The 19348-nt window shown below is 65.8% G+C and carries 10 protein-coding genes; 6 read left to right on the plus strand and 4 right to left on the minus strand.

Annotated features, from left to right (window positions below; translation table 11 throughout):
• Together ACE04A_RS14280 and acuR are read right to left on the minus strand one after the other, a co-directional pair.
• On the minus strand, nucleotides 1–433 hold a 433-nt coding region (locus ACE04A_RS14280; RefSeq protein ID WP_485820235.1), incomplete at its 3' end, for an alcohol dehydrogenase catalytic domain-containing protein.
• A 36-nt stretch (nucleotides 434–469) separates the two neighbouring features.
• A complete protein-coding gene (gene acuR / locus ACE04A_RS14285) occupies nucleotides 470–1105 on the minus strand; it encodes an acrylate utilization transcriptional regulator AcuR (RefSeq protein ID WP_259245713.1) in 636 nt (211 codons plus the stop codon).
• Between the two features lie 219 nt (nucleotides 1106–1324).
• Between acuR and ACE04A_RS14290 the strand changes: the two genes are divergently transcribed.
• The 6 genes from ACE04A_RS14290 to ACE04A_RS14315 all read left to right on the plus strand — a co-directional run bounded on the left by ACE04A_RS14290 (nucleotide 1325) and on the right by ACE04A_RS14315 (nucleotide 6349).
• Nucleotides 1325–2356 (plus strand): Bug family tripartite tricarboxylate transporter substrate binding protein, encoded by a 1032-nt coding sequence (locus ACE04A_RS14290; protein ID WP_448717565.1) that lies wholly within the window; start codon nucleotides 1325–1327, stop codon nucleotides 2354–2356.
• Nucleotides 2357–2406: 50 nt separating this feature from the next.
• Complete coding sequence (locus ACE04A_RS14295) at nucleotides 2407–3615, plus strand: acyl-CoA dehydrogenase family protein (RefSeq protein WP_448717563.1); 1209 nt, start codon at nucleotides 2407–2409, stop codon at nucleotides 3613–3615.
• A 16-nt stretch (nucleotides 3616–3631) separates the two neighbouring features.
• The gene (locus tag ACE04A_RS14300; protein WP_259245716.1) at nucleotides 3632–4282 is read left to right on the plus strand and encodes a CoA transferase subunit A; all 651 of its coding nucleotides are present in this window, start codon (nucleotides 3632–3634) and stop codon (nucleotides 4280–4282) included.
• A complete protein-coding gene (locus tag ACE04A_RS14305; protein ID WP_448717561.1) occupies nucleotides 4279–4971 on the plus strand; it encodes a 3-oxoacid CoA-transferase subunit B in 693 nt (230 codons plus the stop codon). Before ACE04A_RS14300 ends, ACE04A_RS14305 begins: the two co-directional genes overlap by 4 nt.
• Before the next feature lie 137 nt (nucleotides 4972–5108).
• Nucleotides 5109–5660 (plus strand): type II toxin-antitoxin system RelB family anti-toxin, encoded by a 552-nt coding sequence (gene relB, locus ACE04A_RS14310; RefSeq protein ID WP_259245718.1) that lies wholly within the window; start codon nucleotides 5109–5111, stop codon nucleotides 5658–5660.
• 65 nt (nucleotides 5661–5725) lie between these two features.
• Nucleotides 5726–6349, plus strand: a complete 624-nt coding sequence (locus ACE04A_RS14315) for a LysE family translocator (RefSeq protein WP_485820272.1) — start codon at nucleotides 5726–5728, stop codon at nucleotides 6347–6349.
• 53 nt (nucleotides 6350–6402) lie between these two features.
• Here the strand turns inward: ACE04A_RS14315 and ACE04A_RS14320 are convergent, their stop codons facing one another.
• Together ACE04A_RS14320 and ACE04A_RS14325 are read right to left on the minus strand one after the other, a co-directional pair.
• Nucleotides 6403–6762, minus strand: coding sequence for a VOC family protein (locus ACE04A_RS14320; RefSeq protein ID WP_279995681.1), 360 nt, complete (start codon nucleotides 6760–6762; stop codon nucleotides 6403–6405).
• Nucleotides 6763–6892: 130 nt separating this feature from the next.
• A complete protein-coding gene (locus ACE04A_RS14325) occupies nucleotides 6893–19282 on the minus strand; it encodes a filamentous hemagglutinin family protein (protein ID WP_485820236.1) in 12390 nt (4129 codons plus the stop codon).
• Nucleotides 19283–19348 lie beyond the last annotated feature (66 nt).

Here is a 19348-nt window from a genome sequence, read left to right on the forward strand (position 1 = left end):
GGATGCCGGCCTTTTCCAACGCAATGACGCACAGCATCGCCGTGTAGCCGGCCGTGCCGATGGCCATCGCGTGACGGTTCGACATGCCGTCAGGAGCATGAATCAGCCAGTCCGCCTTGACGCGCGCGTATTGGGCCAGGCCGCCCCAGTGCTGCTCGCCCACCCCCCAGCCGTTAAGAATGACCCGCTGGCCGGGCGCGAAATCGGCGTGCTCGCTTTGTTCAACGACCCCGGCGAAATCGATGCCGGGCACCATGGGAAAGCTGCGCACGATGGGGCCTTTGCCGGTAATGGCCAGCGCATCCTTGTAGTTCAGCGTGCTGTAGTCGACTTTGACCAGTACGTCGCCCTGCGGGAGATCAGCTTGCGTCAGCGCTTGCACCGATGCGCGATAGCCCTGTTCGTCCTTCTCGATCAAGATGCCGTTAAACATGGTTGCTCCGTGATAAGGGTCTGAAAAGCGGTGGGGTCAGCGGGGAAGTCCCGCAAGAAACCCCTTGAGGAAGACGTCCATGGGTTCCGCCTTACGCATCATCTTGGCGCGCAGGACCGCGCCTTCCCAACCGATCCAGAAAAACGATGAAAGCGATTGGCAGTCGGCGCTGGCCGCGATGTCGCCGCGTTCCTGCGCCGCGGCCAGGCAGGTGGCGATGCGGGATTCCCAGGCGCCAAGAATCTGGTTCATGCAAGCCCGGTAGGGCTCGGGAAGCGCACCGACTTCCTGGCCGAAGTTGCCAATGAGGCAGCCCCGGGTATAGCCGTGGCGCGCCATCCCGTGCTTGGCGTCTTCAACAAAGTTCTGAAGCCGTTGCAAGGGAGCCGTCTGCCCATCAAGCAGCCAGCGGTCGAGCTTCTTGCGGAAGTACTCGTCATACGCCTGCATGACGTGGTGGCCGAAATCTTCCTTGTTCTTGAAGTAGTGATAGAAGGACCCTTTCGGCACGGTGGCTCGCTTGAGGATGGCGTCCAGCCCCGTCGAGGTGAAGCCACGTTCGGTAAGCAATTCCATGCCGACACGAATCAGAAGGTCCCTTGTCTCCACCAAGAACAGCGAGGCGTCGGCGCGGGTGCGTCGGCCTGTGCGTGGGGGTGTTGTCGTTGTCATTTGCGAAGTATAGACCGATCGTTTTCTATTTCAAGTGCCCAGTTTTTGGATGCTTCCCGCATCGACAAGCACCTTCAAAGTTCCTTTAAGTGCCTGTATTTAATGCGAAAAAATCTATTTCATCGTTTCGGCGTCGTACTTTAAAAGCGCCTTGAATCGATCTTTTTGGTGCGTCCCGGTAGTTTCCCTAATGACTCAAAGTGTCCAAAGGAACATACTTTGGCCACGGTCTTGGCGTTCCGATATGGGCCGGGAAACAAGGGGAAGTTCATGAAATATGGATTGTCACGGCTGTTGGCAGTTGGTTTTTGTGCACTTGCTGCGGGCGTCAGCCCGAGCGCGTCTGCCGACGCGTATCCCAGCAAGCCCATCCGGCTGTTGGTTGGTTTTCCGCCGGGCGGACCCACGGACATCATTGCCCGCCTTATCGGCAAGGGGCTTTCCGAGCAACTGGGCCAGCCCGTAGTGGTTGAGAACCGGGGCGGTGCGGGGGGCGTGATTGCAGCGCGGGTGGTGGCGACATCGCCGCCGGACGGCTACACCTTGCTGGTCAGTGTCGAGTCATCACAGACGCGGGGCGTTGCCCTGAACAAGTCGCTGCCCTATGACGCAGTGAAGGACTTTTCGTATGTGGGGAAGATCGCCAAGCAGCGGAATCTGCTTGTGGTGAACCCGCAGCTTCCGTTCGCTGATGTCAAAGGCCTGATCAGCTACGCGAAGGCCCACGCCGGGCAGCTCAATTACAGCGGCACCTATGGCGCTACTTCCCACATTGGCGGCGCCTTGTTCGATATGGACAACGCGGTCAAGATGACCTTCGTCAGTTATCCCGGTGGCGCGCAGCCCATTACGGACCTGATCGCCGGCGTGGTGCAGGTGGGCTTCTTCACCGAGGCAACGGTGGCCGCACATGTGAAAACCGGAAAGCTGAAGGCGCTGGCTATTGCTGGCCCGGAACGTTCGCCCGACTTTCCTGCGGTTCCGACCTTGACCGAGGCAGGCGCCAAGCCGATGGAGCTATCGCCCTGGTTCGGCTTGACTGGCCCGGCCGGCATGAGTCCCGAGGTGATGACGCGATTAAGCCAGACGGTTGCGGCGCTGGTGCAAGACAAGCAGTTCCAGGCGCAACTTGCCACGATAGGCGCCGTGCCCATCGTGGGGTCTACCCCGCAGTCGTTTCAGAAGGACATCGAACGCGAGATCGATTACTGGAAGAAGTTCGTGGTCGATGCGAATGTCCCGGTAAATTGAACCTGCAGGTTCGAGTCAACGAATTCAAGCAACCTAGGGATGCTTCACCCATGACCAGTCTTAAAGGGACGCGCGGCTTCTTCGCGCAGATCGATGCGCTGCTGACGCCCGCCGAGCAGCAGATCGTGGCCCGGGCCAGTGACTTCTGCAGGCGGCGCATCGCCGCCGACACGCTGGCCGCGTTCGGCGCGCATCAACCCTACCCGATCGCAATTCTTGAGGAATGGGCCGCGCTGGGGTTCCTGGCGTTGCAGGCTCCGCAGTCGGTCGGCGGGTTCGACGCGTCGTTCCTGTGCAAGATCCGCTTGGCGCAAGAGGTCGCGCTTTACAGCTTTGCCACGGCGTTTTCGCTGAACAATCTGCAAGGCTCGGTCACGCGCGTCGCCCGGGCCGGATCAGCCAGACAGCAGCAGGCGTATCTGGCCGGACTTGCGCGCGGAGACTTGCTGGGTGCACCCGCGCTGACTGAACCGCAGGCCGGCAGTGACCTTGGCGCCTTGGCAATGACCGCCGAAAGATGCGATTCAGGGTGGCTGCTTTCCGGCACGAAGACGTGGGTGACGAACGGGCAGATCGTCAACTTGCCGCTGGTCTTGGCCAGGCGGCTTGATTCGGCGGATGGGGAGGCCGGCATCGCCAGTTTCCTGGTCCACCTTGATGCGTCGGCAAGCACCTGCATCCGTCGGGAAATCCAGACCGTGGGTGGCAGTTCCTTCCGCGCGGCCGAGATTGAACTGCACGAGCATTTTGTGCCGGACTGGGCGGAATTCGGCGCCCAGGACGATGCGTTCAAGGCCTCGATGGCCGCGATCAACGCGGCGCGGGTCCACGTTGGGGCAATGTGCACGGCCACCCTGTATTCGGCGTTGGCCGAGACGGTGGCGTACTGCTCGGAAAGAACGGCCTTTGGCGAACCCTTGATCGGGCACCAGGGTTTGCGCTGGGAACTGGCCGAAGTGGCCACGCGCCTGGAAGCGGCCAATGCCCTGGTGGTGCTGGCCGCGCGCCACCTTAACGACGGCAACGCCGCCGTCACGCTTGCGGCCCAGGCCAAGAAATTTGCCGTCGATACCGCAATTTGGGGCGTCGACCAGTGCATGCGGTGCGTGGGGGCGGTGGGCACGACCAACACGATGCGCCTGTCGATGCATCAGGCCGAGCTGCGCTTTGCCGCCTACACGGACGGCACCGGCCAGTTGTTGCTTGATCGGGTGGGGAAGAACCTTGCCCGGGAATATTGCCGAACCAGACTAGGGTGACGATGTGAGAAACGTAGTGGTTGACGATGCCGGATCCGCCATCTCCGGATTGCAGGACGGGCACACGGTGATGGTGGGAGGATTTGGCGGGGCCGGTCTGCCCCGGCGCCTGATAGAAGCCGTGCTTGCTTCCGGCGTCCGCGACCTGACGGTCATTTCAAACAATGCCGGTTCAAGCGGAGTCGATCTGTCCGCCTGGTTCGAGGCGAAGATCGTTCGCAAGATTGTTTGCTCGTATCCCAGGGGCGCCACGACTTTCGCCGAGCAGTACCGAGCCGGCACTGTTGAGCTGGAATTGGTGCCGCAGGGCACGCTGGTCGAGCGAATTCGGGCGGGCGGCGCGGGCCTGGGCGGCTTTCTGAGCCCCGTCGGCGTCGGCACGCAATTCGAAAGCGGCAAGCAGAAGATAGAAGTCGGCGGCATTACGTACTTGCTTGAAGTGCCGTTGAAGGCGGACTTCGCGCTGCTGCGCGGGCGCGCGGCGGACACGATGGGCAATGTGGTCTACAACAAGACCGCTCGCAATCACCAGGCCGTCATGGCCACCGCCGCCGATACGGTGGTGGTGGAAGTCGGCGAGATCGTCGCCGCCGGCAGCCTGGATCCCGAAGCGATCATTACGCCCTGCATCTTTGTAGACAGGGTCTTTATGGCGGAGCGCACATGAACTGCCTGACGCGAGAGAACATGGCCCGGCTGGTAGCGACCCAACTGCCCGGAAACGCCTTCGTGAACCTGGGCATCGGCGCGCCTACGCTGATTGCCGATTATCTGCCGGAGGAATCGGGCGTCATTCTGCATAGCGAAAACGGAATATTGAACCTGGGTCCCAAGCCCGCGCCGGGCGAGGAAGACTACGACCTGATCAACGCAGGCAAAAGCCCTGTCACGATCAAAACCGGGGGCGCCTTCTTTGATTCCAGCATGGCATTCGCGATGATGCGCGGTGGGCATATCGATGTGGCCGTGCTTGGCGCATTTGAGGTGTCCGCCTCGGGGGACCTGGCCAACTGGAATACCGGGAAATCGGATGGCGCGCCGCCCGCCATCGGCGGGGCCATTGACTTGGCGGTGGGCGCCAAGCAGATCTGGGTCATGATGGACCACGTCACCAAGGACAATGCGCCGCGCCTGGTGGCGCAATGCACGCTGCCGCTGACGGCGGTGGGCGTTGTAAAGCGCGTCTTCACCAACTACGGCATCCTGTCCATCACGCCGGAAGGTCTTGCCGTCGAAGCGATGGTCAAGGGGCTGACGCGCGACGCGCTGCAAGGCATGACGGGCGCCGCGCTTCGGTTTCCCCAGGAACCTGGGGTAATCCATGACGACGGCGCGGTCCATTGGGCAGGCGGCTGATCAGCACGGTGGGGCCATGAGGGGCGGGGAAGGCTCGCACAGGGAGAGCTTTCCCGAATCTGCATACAATCCCGAGGGACATTTCCTATCGCCGCCCGGCATGGCGGCTGCGATATCTCTTCCTCAAGGATTCCTTCGTGGCGCTGAAACTGAAGCTTCTTCGTGTGCAGGCGGGCCTGACCCTGGAGCAGTTGGCACAAGCCTGTGGCTTGACGCGAAGCTACATTTCCAAGGTGGAACGGGGGGTGTCCACCCCGTCGATCGAAACCGCGTTCAAGCTTGCCCATGCGCTGGGCGTCAACGTTGACCGCCTGTTCGGCAAGACCGAACAATTGGAAGAGTTTTCCATCGTGCGCGCCAAAGACGCCGACCCCGACGAAGCCAACGAATACCTGTCCTTGGTTGCCGGGGCAAACGGCAACCGCCTGATGCGCGCGTTTGTGATCCGGCCTGGTCAGTTCAATGGCGGGCGCGCGAAGAAGCGAATCCTGAGCCATCACGATGGCGAGGAAATTCTCTACGTGCTGGCGGGAAAGCTGGAACTGACCGTCGGGGAAAGGAAGGAAATCCTGGACGTGGGCGATTGCGTGCAGTTCAACTCTTCCATGCCGCACAAGCTGGTCTCGGTGGGTAAGAAGGAAGGGGTGGGGCTGATTGTCGTGACAAGCCGCGACCCGTTATTGCTGTAGGCTTACGGCCCGCCGCAGCGGCGCGCCTGGCCGCATGCCGATCAATCACGCAGTGAGTGGAAACCATGGAATATCTGCCTCAGTTGTTCACCCTTTCCGGCATCATTCTCCTGGCCTGCGCCAGTCCGGGGCCGGACTTCGTTGCCGTCACCTCCAACGCCTTGAATGATCGGCGATCCGGCATGTTCGTCGGCTTGGGCATTGCTTGCGCGGTGGTCGTCTGGGCCACCCTGGCAATTCTTGGGTTCGGCCTGCTGATCAGGGAACTGTTCTGGCTCTACGAGGCCATTCGCCTGGCCGGCGCGGCTTACCTGATCTACCTGGGCGCGCGCATGCTGATGGCTGCCTTCAAGGCGAAGAGCGGCGAGCCGCGCGTTCATGGCGTTGCACGCGTCGGGGCGCCGCAAGCATGGCGCCAGGGCTTCATGGTCGGGATCACCAATCCGAAAACGGCCACTTTCTTCGCCACGCTGTTCGTGACCGTACTGCCGGTCGGCGCACCCACCTGGGTGTATGTCAGCGTGGTTGCGCTGGTCGGCCTGATAACGGCCGCCTGGCGCGGCGCGCTGGCCGCGTTCTTCTCCGTGGGCCGCGTCCGATCAGTCTATGCGAGGGTGAGCCGCGTGGTTGATGCCCTGATGGGCGCGGCGCTGGTGGGCTTGGGGATACGCCTGGCCAGCAGTCGTTAGGGTTGTTGAGGCACCTTAATGCTTGTTGACGCTCGTCATGGCGGGCGGCCTTGTTAACGATGACAGACCGCTTCCACGTTGTGCCCGTCAGGGCTGAACACAAAGGCGGCGTAATAGTTGGGATGGTAATGCGGCCGAATCCCCGGGGCGCCGTTGTCCCGGCCGCCCGCCGCCAGCGCCGCCTGATAGAAGGCGTCCACGTCCGCCCGCGTAGCCGCCGCAATGGCGATGTGCAATGGGGCCGTGGCTGAACCGGTCGCGTACAGCCATAAAGACGGCTTCCCGTTCTTGCCCAAGCCAATGCTATTGGGGCCTTCCATCGCCAGGCCGACGCCAAGCGGACCTAGCGCTTGCAGGAAAAAGTCGCGACTTTGATTGATGTCGCTGACGCCGAAACCGATGTGATCGAACATGGGAATCTCCGTGTAGTGGCGCTCGTCATGCCGGAATTGCACTGTTGGCGGGCGAAGCGAAATCATTGTAGTGCTGACGTCTATCCGCGGAACTCTGCCAGGGCGTAGCCGCTCCCATGTTTGAAGACGGCTACAGTCCGAACGCCCTCCTTTCCTCAGTGCTCAATTTTTCGAGTTGCGCGGACGTAAGCGCTCCGTCGCCAACGACCTGCACCATATTGTTTGGTCGATACGCCGAGGCGTTATCGACTCGGCTGTCCCGTTGGGGCGGTGGCGCGCCGTCAGATACCGGTTCCTGCCCAAAGCCCAGAATCTGCACGTTGATGATGGAGGGCTGGTTCTGACGCGCGCGGTCCTGGTTGCGTTGCACGGATTCCTGAGCGGCGTTGACCGCCGAGGTTGCCGCCGTGCTGGCTGACGTGAGCGCGCCGGTGTTGACGGTTGCGGCCAGCGGAATGCCGACGCTGTCTCCTTGCGTCTTGATGTTTGCGGCGTTCAGCACGGATTGCGCGGCAATATTGACGTTGCCCGACACGCGGATGCCGGCTTCCCCCGCGTCAATGGTGCCCAGCGGTGCGTAAAGGTCTACGTCGCCGGCGGGCACTTCCGCCAACGGCGCCAGGGTGGCTATGCCGGCGCCGCTGGACGGCGCGGCGGACGACAGCGTGATGTTGCCTACGCTGTCGTAGAGCCGGCGGGGCGGGGTGTAGACCACCGTGGTCTTGGAACCGCGCCCGGCGTTAATGTCGCCTTGCGCGGACCAGGCCAGGATGTCACCGCCGAAAGTCGTCATGACGCGGCTTTGTCCCAGCAGGATGCTGTCCTGCGCATACAGCTGGATGTTGCCGCTACCTTGGGTGAGCACCCCCGCGGTGGCGGGTGGCGCCGCGCCTTCTACTCCGTAGACCTGCGCGCCGCCAGGCGTCAGAACCTGGACGTTGCCGCCGCTGCGGGTTTGCAGGCCGGCACCCCCGTATAGAGTGACGCTGCCGTCGTAGCGTTGCGTCTGCCCCGTCGTGCTTCGGGACGGAAACAGCGCGGCAATGGCTTGCCTGCCGCGCAAATAGCTGCCTTCGCGCGGGCTGCTCCGGTCGTTGAATTCGCGGCCGCCGGCACGGAGTTCGGCGAAGTAGACCTGGCGTGCGAACACGCGCTGCTGCGCCGGCGGCAGCGCATCGAAAAAGGCACGGGCGTCGTCCATGCTGCCGGCAAATCCATAGGCCTGCGTCAGCCAAAGCAGCAGTTCGGCTTCATAGGTCTTGAAAGGCTTGCCTTGGTCGGTCAGCGGCAGGGCGGGATCGGCGACGCCCGCATCGAGGTAGTGACGTAGCAAGCCGGCGTAGTCGCCGCCCTGCGCGCCCAGCCCGGCTTGCAGCACGATGCTGGCGCCTGGACGGGTATCGCCGGTCACGACAGGACCCAGGCTGACGACCGCCGCCTTGTCTTCCATCAGGATGTTGCGGCCCGCGCTGATTTCCAGCGTGCCGGGGCCGGCAACGGTGAAGCTGCCGTAAAGGATGTCGCGGCCGGCTTGCACCACGGACACATCGTTCGCGTCACCATGCAGGAAAAGATTGTCGGTGTATTGATACGGTATCGGGCCGGATATTGAATCGGCCGCCCCTAGCGGGCTGCCGCTGCCGACGATGTCCCGGCCGGCGACCATGCGCACCGGGCCGCCCGCGGCATACCAGTCCGTGCCGGTCAGGACATTGCCGATGTTCGCCAGCCGGATATGCCGGCCGCTGCTGACGCCGACAAGGTCGCCGTCCCTGGCATAAAAGCGCGAGGGCGCCATGACGCCCGACGTGGCAGCCGTCAACGGCCCGAAGGCGAACAATACGTTGTCCCGATAGGCGCCGTCGGGCGATAGGGTGGTGGGTCCCCAGATGATGCTGCTGCTGTGGGCGTCCTTCACCTTTCCGGCAAAGGCCGGCCGGTCGATTGAGGCCAACGCGCCGGGATCGGCGCTGGTGCGTCCGAAGGGGGCGTCGCCACCATAAACGGAGTGGCCGGCCAGCAGGTCCAGGCGGGACAGGGCGCCGGGCGCGAGCGCGACCGGATTGTCGTACCGGATATCTCCTTGAGCGGCGACTGCTGAGAACTGCGAGGGGTAGATGACGATGCCATCGTTGTCGATGCCGGCCCTGAATACCGGCGCCACGTCGCCGCCCGCGCTGAACAGATCGATGGCGGTATTGGGCGTCCATAGTGAAAACCAACTGTTGGATCCGTAGACTCCCAGCGTGCCGTCGGCCTGCGTGTATGGCATGGACACGGGCAGGATGAAGCGGCCGGGGTCCCTGGCGGACTGGACGACGAGGGCGCCCAGGCTTTGCAGCTGGAATGCGCTGTCTCCCGGCGTTAGCGTCAGTGCCCCCGCGGGCTCGTAGGTGCTGGCCTGGAAGCGGTCCAGCGCGCGCGTGTCGCGTGCCGCCCGAAGGTTGTAGATCGGGTCCATCCGGCCCATCGAGGCGGCTTGCAGCAGTGTCTGGCCGCGCAGGTTGGTGACCGCGCCCGAGGCTTCATAGAAGCTGGGCAGCGCAGGGTTCAAGCTGCCGCCGACCCGCAGGATGATGTCGCCGCCACCGGTCAGCGCCAACGTGCCGTCGGCCATCACGCGGCCCGTGCTGGCCACGGCCAGCGTCAAGGCCTGGCTGCGCGGGTTGATCTGGCGTTCCTGGTAACTGATGGGGTGCGAGGTGATGATGCCGGCGTCGCCGCGCACGTCGATATCCAGGTTGCCGCCGCCCAGCGTGCCGAAGCCGGTGAAGCCGCGCAATTCATCGGCTTGGTCTGGCGCGCTGGAGGTATAGGTGCCGAAGTTCAGCCACCATGCGGTGGGCTGTGCCTGGCCTATCGCCGCGTCGCCGCTGCCCTGGCGCCACAGCCAGTTTCCGACCAGGTCGGAGGAGTAGCCGGTCGAGCGGGTCAATGGCCGCCCGTACGAAGCCAGGGATGCCGTCATCAGATCGCCGGTCAGGCTGGCGCCGGCACGCAGCGTCACGTTGCCGCCGCCATCCGGATACCAGGCCCGGTAGACGCTTTGCGGCCCGCCGTCCACAAAGGCTTCGAAGCCCTTGCTCGGGTCGCGCAGCACGGTGCCGTCGGGATTGATCAGGCGCGGCTGGTTATAGGGGTCGCCCGCGTAGGTGCCCGTGGATGACGTGCCCGCGGTGTAGACGCCGTACAGCGACTGCATGCGCAAGCTGCCGCCCGCCAGCAGATCCAGGTCGCCGGTGCCGGTACGCAGCACGCTGAAGCGCGGGGTGGCAGGCGCGGGGATGTAGTTGTTCGCGCCGCTTGCGGCGCAGTACTCGGGGAGGTCGGCGCACAGGGCGCCGGCACTCGGATAGCCGAACATGTCGCGGGTGAAATCGTCGTCGATGACCTGCCCCACCAACTCCGGCATGCCGAGGTCGTCGGCGACCAACTGCGTCCAGACGAAGTTGCCGGGGCCATCAAAGCCATACATGCCGTAGTGGCTGTCGGCCAGCACCAGGTCCCCACGCTGAAGCCCGACCTTCGTGGCGTACTGCGTGATGCGTGTATCGGCCGCGCCCAGATCAGCGCCGCCGGCAAGCCGCATAGACCACGATTGCGAACCTTCAGGCAGCATGGGCGCCACGGCCCACACCTGGCCCTGGGCGCCGTCGACCCGAGGGCGCAGATCCACGTACTCCACCCCGGGCTCCAGAACCACGTTAGTGCCCGACGGGATCAGCGCGCCGCGCGGCAGGGTGACCGCGGCGGCCAGGTTCGCGTTGGCGGGCAGGGGGATGCCGGCAGGCCAGGTGACGGCGCCAAGGAAGGCTCTGCTCGATAAGTGCGTGCCTGCCCCCAAGGCCATGCCGGGGGGCAGCGTCAGCGCTTGGTGCAGTACGGTGCCGGCTGCGTGCGCCACCGTACCGTCCGGGTTGAAGATGGGAGCCGATAGCACGGTGCCGGCGGGAAGTATCAACTCCAGGGCCAATGGGGCAGTGACGGGCAATACGGAATGTTCGGCAAGCATGCCGCCTTGCAGCATCAAGTCGTAATTCAGTATGGCGCCGACCGGGAACGCCGTACCGGCGGCCAGCACCACGCCGGCATGGGGCGTGATCATGTCGGCACCGGTGAAGTCCCGGCCCGGCCGCAGGCGCCAGCCGTTCACGTCCTGCTTGACCTCCGGAGGCGGCGCGAAGCCGTCGTTGATGCTGCCGTGGATCTGCAGGTCCCCACCGGCACGGATGACCAGATTGCCCACTTCCCCCGAGCCGTAGACGCCCGGTCGCAGCGGCGTATGCGGGTTCAGGCTGGCATAGCGGAAGCCGGACAGGTCCAGATCGCCTTGCACCACCAGGTTGCCGTCCGCGGTGGCGCTGCGGATCTCGACGCCGGGGCGCAGGTGCAGGGCGTCGCCATAGGCGAGCAGGCCGGCCAGCTTGCCGTTGATCAGGTTGCCGTTGGACCGGGCCCGGTCGATGAAGTCGACGCTGTCGTCGTGCAGGCGGTTCAGGTAGGCCTGGTCGATGACCTGGTAGGGCTTGCCGTCCGCCGTGGTTTCGGTCCCGGGTGTTGCGTCCGTATAGACCCAGACCCCGTTGACCGCGATGCTGCGCGCGCCGCGGATGTCCAGCGGCCCGCGCGCATCGATGTTGATGTCGCCGCCGGTCGCGCCGCCCAGACGTGGCGCATTCAGCGCCAGCGTGCCGCGCGGCAGGCCGTCGTTGCGGGGCGCGTCCGTGCCGGCGCGCAAATCAATGACCGCGCCTGCGTCCATCCGCAACAGGCCATTGCCCGAATTCAGTTCCACGATGGCGCGGTTGGGCGCGTCAATGATCTTGCCGTAGCTGTCCACGCGCAGTGTGGTGCTGTGCGCATCCAGCGCGGCGGTGGACGCCAGGTGCAGTCCATCGCGCGCGGCCAGTCGGATGCTGCCGACACCGTCGCCACTGGCATCAATGCGGCCGGTCACGGTCAGGCTGCCGGCATCGACCGAAATATTCACATTTCGGGCGCGTACCTCGTCACCAATGGCAAGGTTGCCGCGCTTGAGCTGAAGGCTGCGACCGCCGAAGACCTGGCCCTCGTTCAGGCGTTGGTTCAGCGCCGCGAAGTCCACTTGCTGCGCTCGGATATCCACTTCGCCGAAGGCGTAGGGGACCAGGGTGCCGCCCGCGTCATACCTGCCCGAAGCCATGCCCAGGATGCGGCCTTGCAGGTCCACGCGGCCAGCGTCGTCGGCCAGCGCCACGGCGGTCAGGCGCCCGGCTCGGTTGTATTGGGCGGAGACATCGATGATGCTGCCCGCCGCTTGCGTGATGTCGCCTTGCCGGCTGTGGAGGCTGACGTCGCCACCCCAGCTGTATTTTGTGATGTCGTCGAACGGTACGGGCCGGCCAGCTACGTCCAGATGCGCGCCAGGGCCCAAAATCAAGGCGTTGTCCGCGCTTGCGCTCAGCTTGCCCGTGGGCAGGGCGATGCGGCCGTTGATGTTCAAGGTGCCCGCGTCCAGCGCCAGTTCCGCGCCCAGCCCGCGCGCGTCGGGGGCGGCTGCACCTGCACCTGCCGGCGGCGTGCTGACGTTGATCGCGGCGCCCGCCTTGATTCGATTGATGGAACCGGATTCACCCGTCAGAAGGGGAGCCTCCATATTCAGGGTGCCGCCGCTGTAGCGCCAGCCGGAGGCGGCATCGAAGGCCCCTCGGGACTGGTACACGGCCAGGCTGCCTTGATGATTGGCGGTGATGCGGTCGCTGGCGCTCAGGTTGACGTTGGCAAAACCCAGGGCCAGACGGGCATTGTCCAGTTCGCCCAGCGGCTGGGTGTAGGGGCCGTAGCCGAATTCGATGCGCTCGGCCTGGATATTCAGCGTGCCGCTGCCGGTGCCCGCCCCGTTATCGATCACGCCGACGGGCGGCGTGACCGATCCGTTCCAGATCAGGTTGCCCGCGCGCAGCGTGGCCACGTCGCCCGCCTGGCCATAGCCGTAGATGGCCGGGGCCGTCAGCGCCAGCGTTTGCAGGCGCGATTTGCCGGTTGCGGGATCGGTCGTGTCCAGCGTGACGGTTTCGAAGAAGTTGAACGAGGCGCTGACGGCCAGGGTCAGCATCTCCAGCGCCGGCGCGCCAAAGCGCTGGTCGCCGGCCATCAGGCGATTCAGCAGCGTCTGGTCCAGGCTAAGCCCTGCGCCAAGCGCGCCGCGCGTGGCTGCGGCCGCCAGGGCCTGTTCGCTGCCGGCGTTGACGGCGCCCACGGCCAGCGTGAGGTAGCGTGCGCCGTAGCCGGCGGCACTACCCAGTTCGAAGGTCTTGTTGGTGACGGCGGCCAGCGTGCCCTCGGTATACAACAGGGATTCGCCGACGCAGGTAGTGCCGCAGACGCCGATGCGGATAGGGCCGGCGCCTTTGGGTTCCTGGTCCGCGGTGGGCGGAAGCATGTTGATCCAGCCGTTGGACAAGGCCAGGAAACTGCTGGAGGATGCCCCATAGGTGTAGCCGGCAGTGGAATCAAAAGGCGCTTTGCCGCGGCCGATGGTGTTGATGGATGCCCCGCGTTCCACGGTGATGCCGGTGGTCAGGCCGCTGGTCACCAGGAAGACTTCGGCCGCCGAGAGCGATGCGCCCTCGCGCAGGACCACTGAGTTGAAGTGGGTGCGGGCGTAGCCGAAGTCGACGGTATTGCTGTTGTTGGCATAGTCCACATTGGGGACGGCGCCCAGCACGAGGCGGGGCGCGCCCAGCGCGCTGAGCTGGCCGGAATCCAGGGATAAGCCCTCGAAGCCCGCACTGCGCCCCGCGCCCGGGGCGGTGATCTCAAGATGCCCTGCTTTGTCATTGCTGGACGAGACGGCGAACGTGCCGCCGTAGCCGGCTGTGGCGGCGGAAAAGTCGACCTGACCCGCGAATGAAAAGGCCTGGCCCTCGGCGCCGCCCGCCAGATAAGCCCGCAATGTGCGCGCGTCCGCGGGCAGCATGGCGCGCGGAACGCCGCGGCGCACGCCGTCGGCCTGCACGAAGGCTGCGTAGTCCATCTCGTTGTATTGCGAGTACTGGCGCAGGACGTCGCCGGACGTGACCAACAACTGTTGGGGCGCCGCCGTGGCGAGGTTCGTGCCGGCCGTACCGACGTTGCCCGCGATGGACCAGGAGCCGTTGCGCAGCGGTATCGCGCCCGAAGCGGGGGCGCCCGACGCCAGGCCGTTGACCTCCACGCGGAACGCGCCCGGCATCAGGGCATAGGTGGAGGGCATCAGCGTATAGGTGCCGGCGGGCAGGCCGGGCACGCCGTTTCCGATCGTGACTTGTTGCCCCATCTGCGGCAAGGTCTGCTGTCCGTCGGGCGTGGTCGGCGCCACGGGAGCCTGCACGCCGGGCACCAGCGCGTAGACGGGATTGGTGGCCAGACCCGGCAGGGTGAAGCCCGCGCCCTTGGCGTTGATCTGCACCAGCGGGTTGAATCGGGCGTCGGTGGAGCCGCCCCGTCCCGTCACAAAGCCGGCCCCCAGCAAGCGGCCGCCGCCGGAAAGGTCCAGCATGGCGTTGCCGTCCACCCGAACCTCTTCGCCAGCCAGCTGGATGCCGCTGCTCAATTCGCCGCCGATCGTGGCGGCGCCTGCGCCGTTCAACACGATATTCTGCCCGGCGTATTGATAGGTCACGCCGTCGACGGTGCCGCCGTAGGGCATGACCAGCCCCCGGCCACTGACGGACGTGACGCTGCCTGGCAGCAGATTGACGCGGGAGGTGGTGCCGGTGGTATCCGCGACCCCCACTTCCAGCATTCCGAGCGGCGCGCGCACCACGCCGCCCTGGTCGATGATGTCGGCGGCTAAGCGCAGCTTGCCGAACGCGCTGTACGGAAGCGGGGGAAGGGCGTCGCTATTGCGGCGGATGGTAAGCGTGCGGTCCGCTTCGTAGCCGATGACGCCGTCGCGCATGCCGTTCGGACCGGCCACGATCCGCGTCACCGCTCCCGTGTCCGGATAGATCTGCGCGGCGGTCAGGCTGAGATTGCCCGGGGCAGCAAGCTGCGTGGTGTAGGGCTGGTTCGCCAGCGCGACCTGCGTGCCCCGGCCGCCCAGCACACGGATGTCGCTCTGGCTGCGCAGGTCGGTTTGCGTGAAGCCCGTGCCGACATAGCTGACATCGCCGTTCGGCGCCTGTTGCGTGGTCAGCGCGCCCAGCTGTACCAGGTCGCGGATATCGATGAAGCCGGCATCCGTGATGAAGGTGGATTCGCTGACGCGAGTAGAGGGGGGACGCGAGGATGTCGGGCGCGTGTACAAGTCGGGCGCGCCGTTGTCGGTGGCCCCGGCCAGCATCACATAGGGGGCGGCCAGCTGCACCCGGGCAGTTGAGGGTGCGGCTTCCGTCATGTTGAGCGACGTGCTGAACAGGCGCAGGCTTTGACCCATGCGCAGGTCGACGTCGCCCGCGAAGCTGATGGCGCCATTGCTCAGCAGGTTCAGACTGCCGAAACCTCCGTCCTCCACTTGCGCGACACTGAGGGCGCCGCGCCCATAGACCAGCGCGTCGGCGGCGGCTTCCGGGTCGGCAAAGCCGGCAAGGTCGTCGGGCAGGGCCTGTTGCGACAGGAGCAGGTCGCGTCCTTGGTTCACGCGGGGGGTCATCGCCGCTGTGCGATAGACCGGCGCATCCAGGCCGATAGACAAGGTGCCGCCGGGCGCGCCGGCGCCGCCCGCGAGGGCGGTCATGCGGCCATCCAGGTACAGACCGTTGCCGGAACCGAGAGTGATGCTGCCGCCAGCGCCGGCCAACATCGTCGGCGCACCGTTGACCAGTACCGTGGCGGCGCTGCCCGACGCCTCCAGGCGGCTGCCGGGCCGCGAGACGATGAACAGGTCGGGCGATGGGGCGACGCCCAGCGACACGTTCACCTGGCCGCCCACTACGATGCTGCCGCCATCCTGCACGCGGCCGTATGCCTGGCCGTTGTGATTGAAGGCGGTGGCGGCGCGGCCCGCGACGTCCAGCACGGCCGTTTCGCCCAACCAAATGGATCGGCCATGCCCGGCCGCGATGGCGTCGTCCGTCGAACCAGGCCGTATTGCCTGGACAGTGATGGCGCCGCCCCACGCATTGAATGTGCCATTGAGGGTGATCTGCCCAACGCCGGTCAGATCGATCTTTTGCCCCGGATCCACCTCGACGAGGGCTCCGCTGCCCACGCGCAGAACCGTGGTCGCCAGATCGGCGGCGGTCGACAACTGGGACCCCGCTTGCAGTACCAGGCTGGCGCCCTTGCGTTGCGTCAGATGGCTTTCAACCGGATTTTCCTGGTAGAGCTCGGGCGTGAAGGTTTGCAAGGCTTGCGACTTGTCCAGGATGGCGCGTATGCCGGAAGCATGGCGCTGGACCGGCATCGTGACCCGGACTTGCGCCCCGTCCGCGACCTCCAGACCATGGAAACCGATCACTTCGTATTGCGAGAACCCCATGCCGAAGGCCTCGTCGGACAGGACGGATTCTTTGCTTTCCGTCGCGTCGGCGATCGACACGGCCGCCTGGCCCGCCGCTATGATGCGCACCTTGTCGGCCTGCAAGGTCAGCTTGCCGCCGCCATCCACGCCCTGGGCCGCAATCGTTCCTTCGTGCCTGAGCGCGGCGTCAAAGCCCGCCGCCAGGGTGACGTCGCCACCCTTGCCGCCAAGGGTTTTGCCATTGGCCAGCACGGCTCCGCCGCCCGACACGTCCAAGGCGCTGCCCGCGGCCAGCGTAACGCCCTGGGTGCTACGCAGCGATACGCTGCCACCCTGGCGATAGGCCAGCGCACCGGAAGCGGCGGGGTTGGCAAGCAGATTGGTCCACAGGCCGCCGGTGTCCAATACCGCGCCCGCCGAGACCGCCACGCCCGTGGGCCGGTCAGCGGGTGCGAGCACTGGCGTGTCTTCGTTGCGGCCGTTGGCGTTCCACTGCTTGATGAGGTTGCCGGCCAGAATCCGGCCGCCCGCCGCGCTGATGCCGGCGTTGATGTCGACCTGGGGCGCATACAGGACCACGGTTGCGCCCGGCGTCGCGCGCAAAGCCTGATCCACCGCGATCCGCTCGGTCCCGGCCAGCCGGATGGCGCCGAGATTGGCGGCGTTGAGCCAGGCCGCGTCCAGCCGGATCTCGTCGTCGCCCGCGTCGCCCGAGCCTGCCGTCACCTGCTTGGCGACACCGCCCAGCGTCCAGGCCAGCATGTTGGCATCGGCGTCGAAGATCGGCGTATAGCTTCCGACAGTCAATTGCGCGCGGCGCGCGACGGCCGTTTGCGATTGGTAGTAGCCGTCAATGTCCCCTTGCGGCGCCTCGACCTGACGCGCGCCCTGGTAAACCTCGCCCGTCAAGGTGCCCGCCAGTTGGGCGGCACCGGTGGAGACGATCAGTTGGCCCGCATCGCGGCCCACCGTATAGCCGTCTTCAAAGCGCGTTTTCGGGGCGAGCAACGGGTTGTAGAACCTGCGCGTGGCCTTGTCGCCCCAGCGTGCATGGGTCTGTTCATATCCCTGGTACAGGCCGGTGTAGAGCAGGTCGCCCGGCGCGCGTGAGACTTCGTACAAGCGGCCGTCGGCGCCGCGCAGCCAGCTTTGGCGGATATTGCCGGCTTGCACGTCCAGCGTGCCGCCTGACAGATTGATGTCGGAGCCGGCCTTCGTAACCAGTTCGCCTCCTGTGAAGGTGGCGGTGCCGCCTTGCGCCAGCCATTCGCCGGCCCCACGTTCGCTGGTGGCCAGGTAGCCGCCCACTTCCAGCAGGCCGCCGCTGGTGTACCAGCGGTCGCCGCTGGAACCGTTTGCCCCGCCGGCAACCTTCACCAGGGTGCGGCGGTCCACCCAGACGTCGCTGTTGTTCAGTAGCTTGCTGTCGCGGTTGACCGGTGCGTCGCGCTGTTCGTTGCCCTGCACGTTGATTTGCAGGTTGTTCGATTCCATCGACACGTTGACGCCGATGGCGCCCGCCACATCCAATTCGGCGCCGCTTTCCAGCACGGCCTGCCGCTTGGCTGAAACGACGATCTGCCCGCCGGTGGCCAAGGTGGTCGAGCCGCCCTGGAAAGACGCCAGGTCGCCCGTCACCACCTCGATGCGCGACAGATCCATGCGGTCGGCGACCGTGCTCAGGTTGTCGAAGGCGCCGGTGGGCTTGTTGGTGGCGGAACCGTCCAGTGTCTTGATCGCGGCTTGGCGCTGGCTGTCCAGGCCGGTCACGGCCGAGGCCTCCAGCAGCACGGCGGTGACGCTGCCCGCGCCCAACGTCACGCTGCCTGTCGCATCGCTGCTTCGGTTCAGCAGGTGGATGGCGCCGCGCGCGCCGATATCGGTGGTGGCGACCAGCACCCCGTCCTGGCGCACGGCATGGCCCGTCATCGTGATGTCGCCGACAGGCGCGCTGATCAGGCCGGTGTTGCGAACCTGGCCCGCCTTGCTGTCGGTTTTAAGCGTGGCGCTGATTTCGACGCCCGTGGTGGTAGACCTGGGGTTGCCGTCGGTGCCGTAGCCCCGGCGAATAACGAAGTTGTCGCCCGCTGCCAGCACGGACTGGCCGCGCGGCGTGGTCAGCGCGCCGGCGTTGTGGACGTCGCTGCCCAGCAGCAGCACGTAGCCGCCACCCTTGGTCGCGGTCGTGGGGACGGCGGTGTCGATGCGCGCGCCCGCCTGCACCAGCACGCCGCCCAGCGCGTCCTTGAACGTGGGCTGCGTGCCGTCCGTGTCAACGAACAGGCCTTTTTCGCGGAATTGCCCGTCGGTGATGGTGGCGGCCGCGGCGACCAGGTTGCGGGCGTTGACCTGGCTGGCGCCGCCGAAGATCACGCCGTTCTGATTCACCACCAGCACGGTGCCGTCGGCCTTGATCGCACCCTGGATCTGGCTGGGCTTGGCGCTGGCGCCCACGACGCGGTTCAACACCGCATCGTTGGCGTCCTGCTTGAACTGCACCGTGGTATTGCGGCCGACGTTGAAGGTGTCCCAGTTAAGGATCGCGCGCGGCTGCGTCTGTTCGATCGTGACGGTATGCCTGCCGCCGCTTGACGAAGAGGTCGCGGCCTTGGCGCCTTCCCACTTGGCCAGCTCGCCCCGGGCCTCCCATAATCCGCCTTCGGTCCTGCCGTCCGGCACGTCGGAGCCGTTGGCCGCGGCGGCCGCGCGCGCGGCCGCCTGCGCGGCCTGCTGGGCGGCGACCGCCGCTGCGGCACGGTTCAAGTTGTTCAGCGACTTCTGCAATTGCTGGCGCGATTGGGCTTGTTGCCTGGCCGCATTGCCGATGCCCGCCATGCTGCCGTCCGGCATGCGGCCCGTGCGTTGGGCGGTTGACTGGACGGCATTCTTGTCCGCGAACCAGCCGGGGCTGAACGCGCGCGTCTGGGCCTGCGCCACGCTGCTGGCGCTTCCCGCGATCGCCAAGGCCGCCAAGGCCTGCGATAACGGGCTCAGATGCCAGAAGGGTGCGCCGCCAGGTTGGCGCGAACCCGTAGGGGCGGGGATGTGATGCGGGCGGGATGTGGCGACAGGCGTAGCGGACGTAGACGAAGACATGGCGTGATTCAAGGATGTCGATGAAGGGCGGCAGTGACATGGCCACCGTGCCCGCTTACTTATCTA

The sequence above is a fragment of the Achromobacter colocynthidis genome, assembly GCF_057334535.1.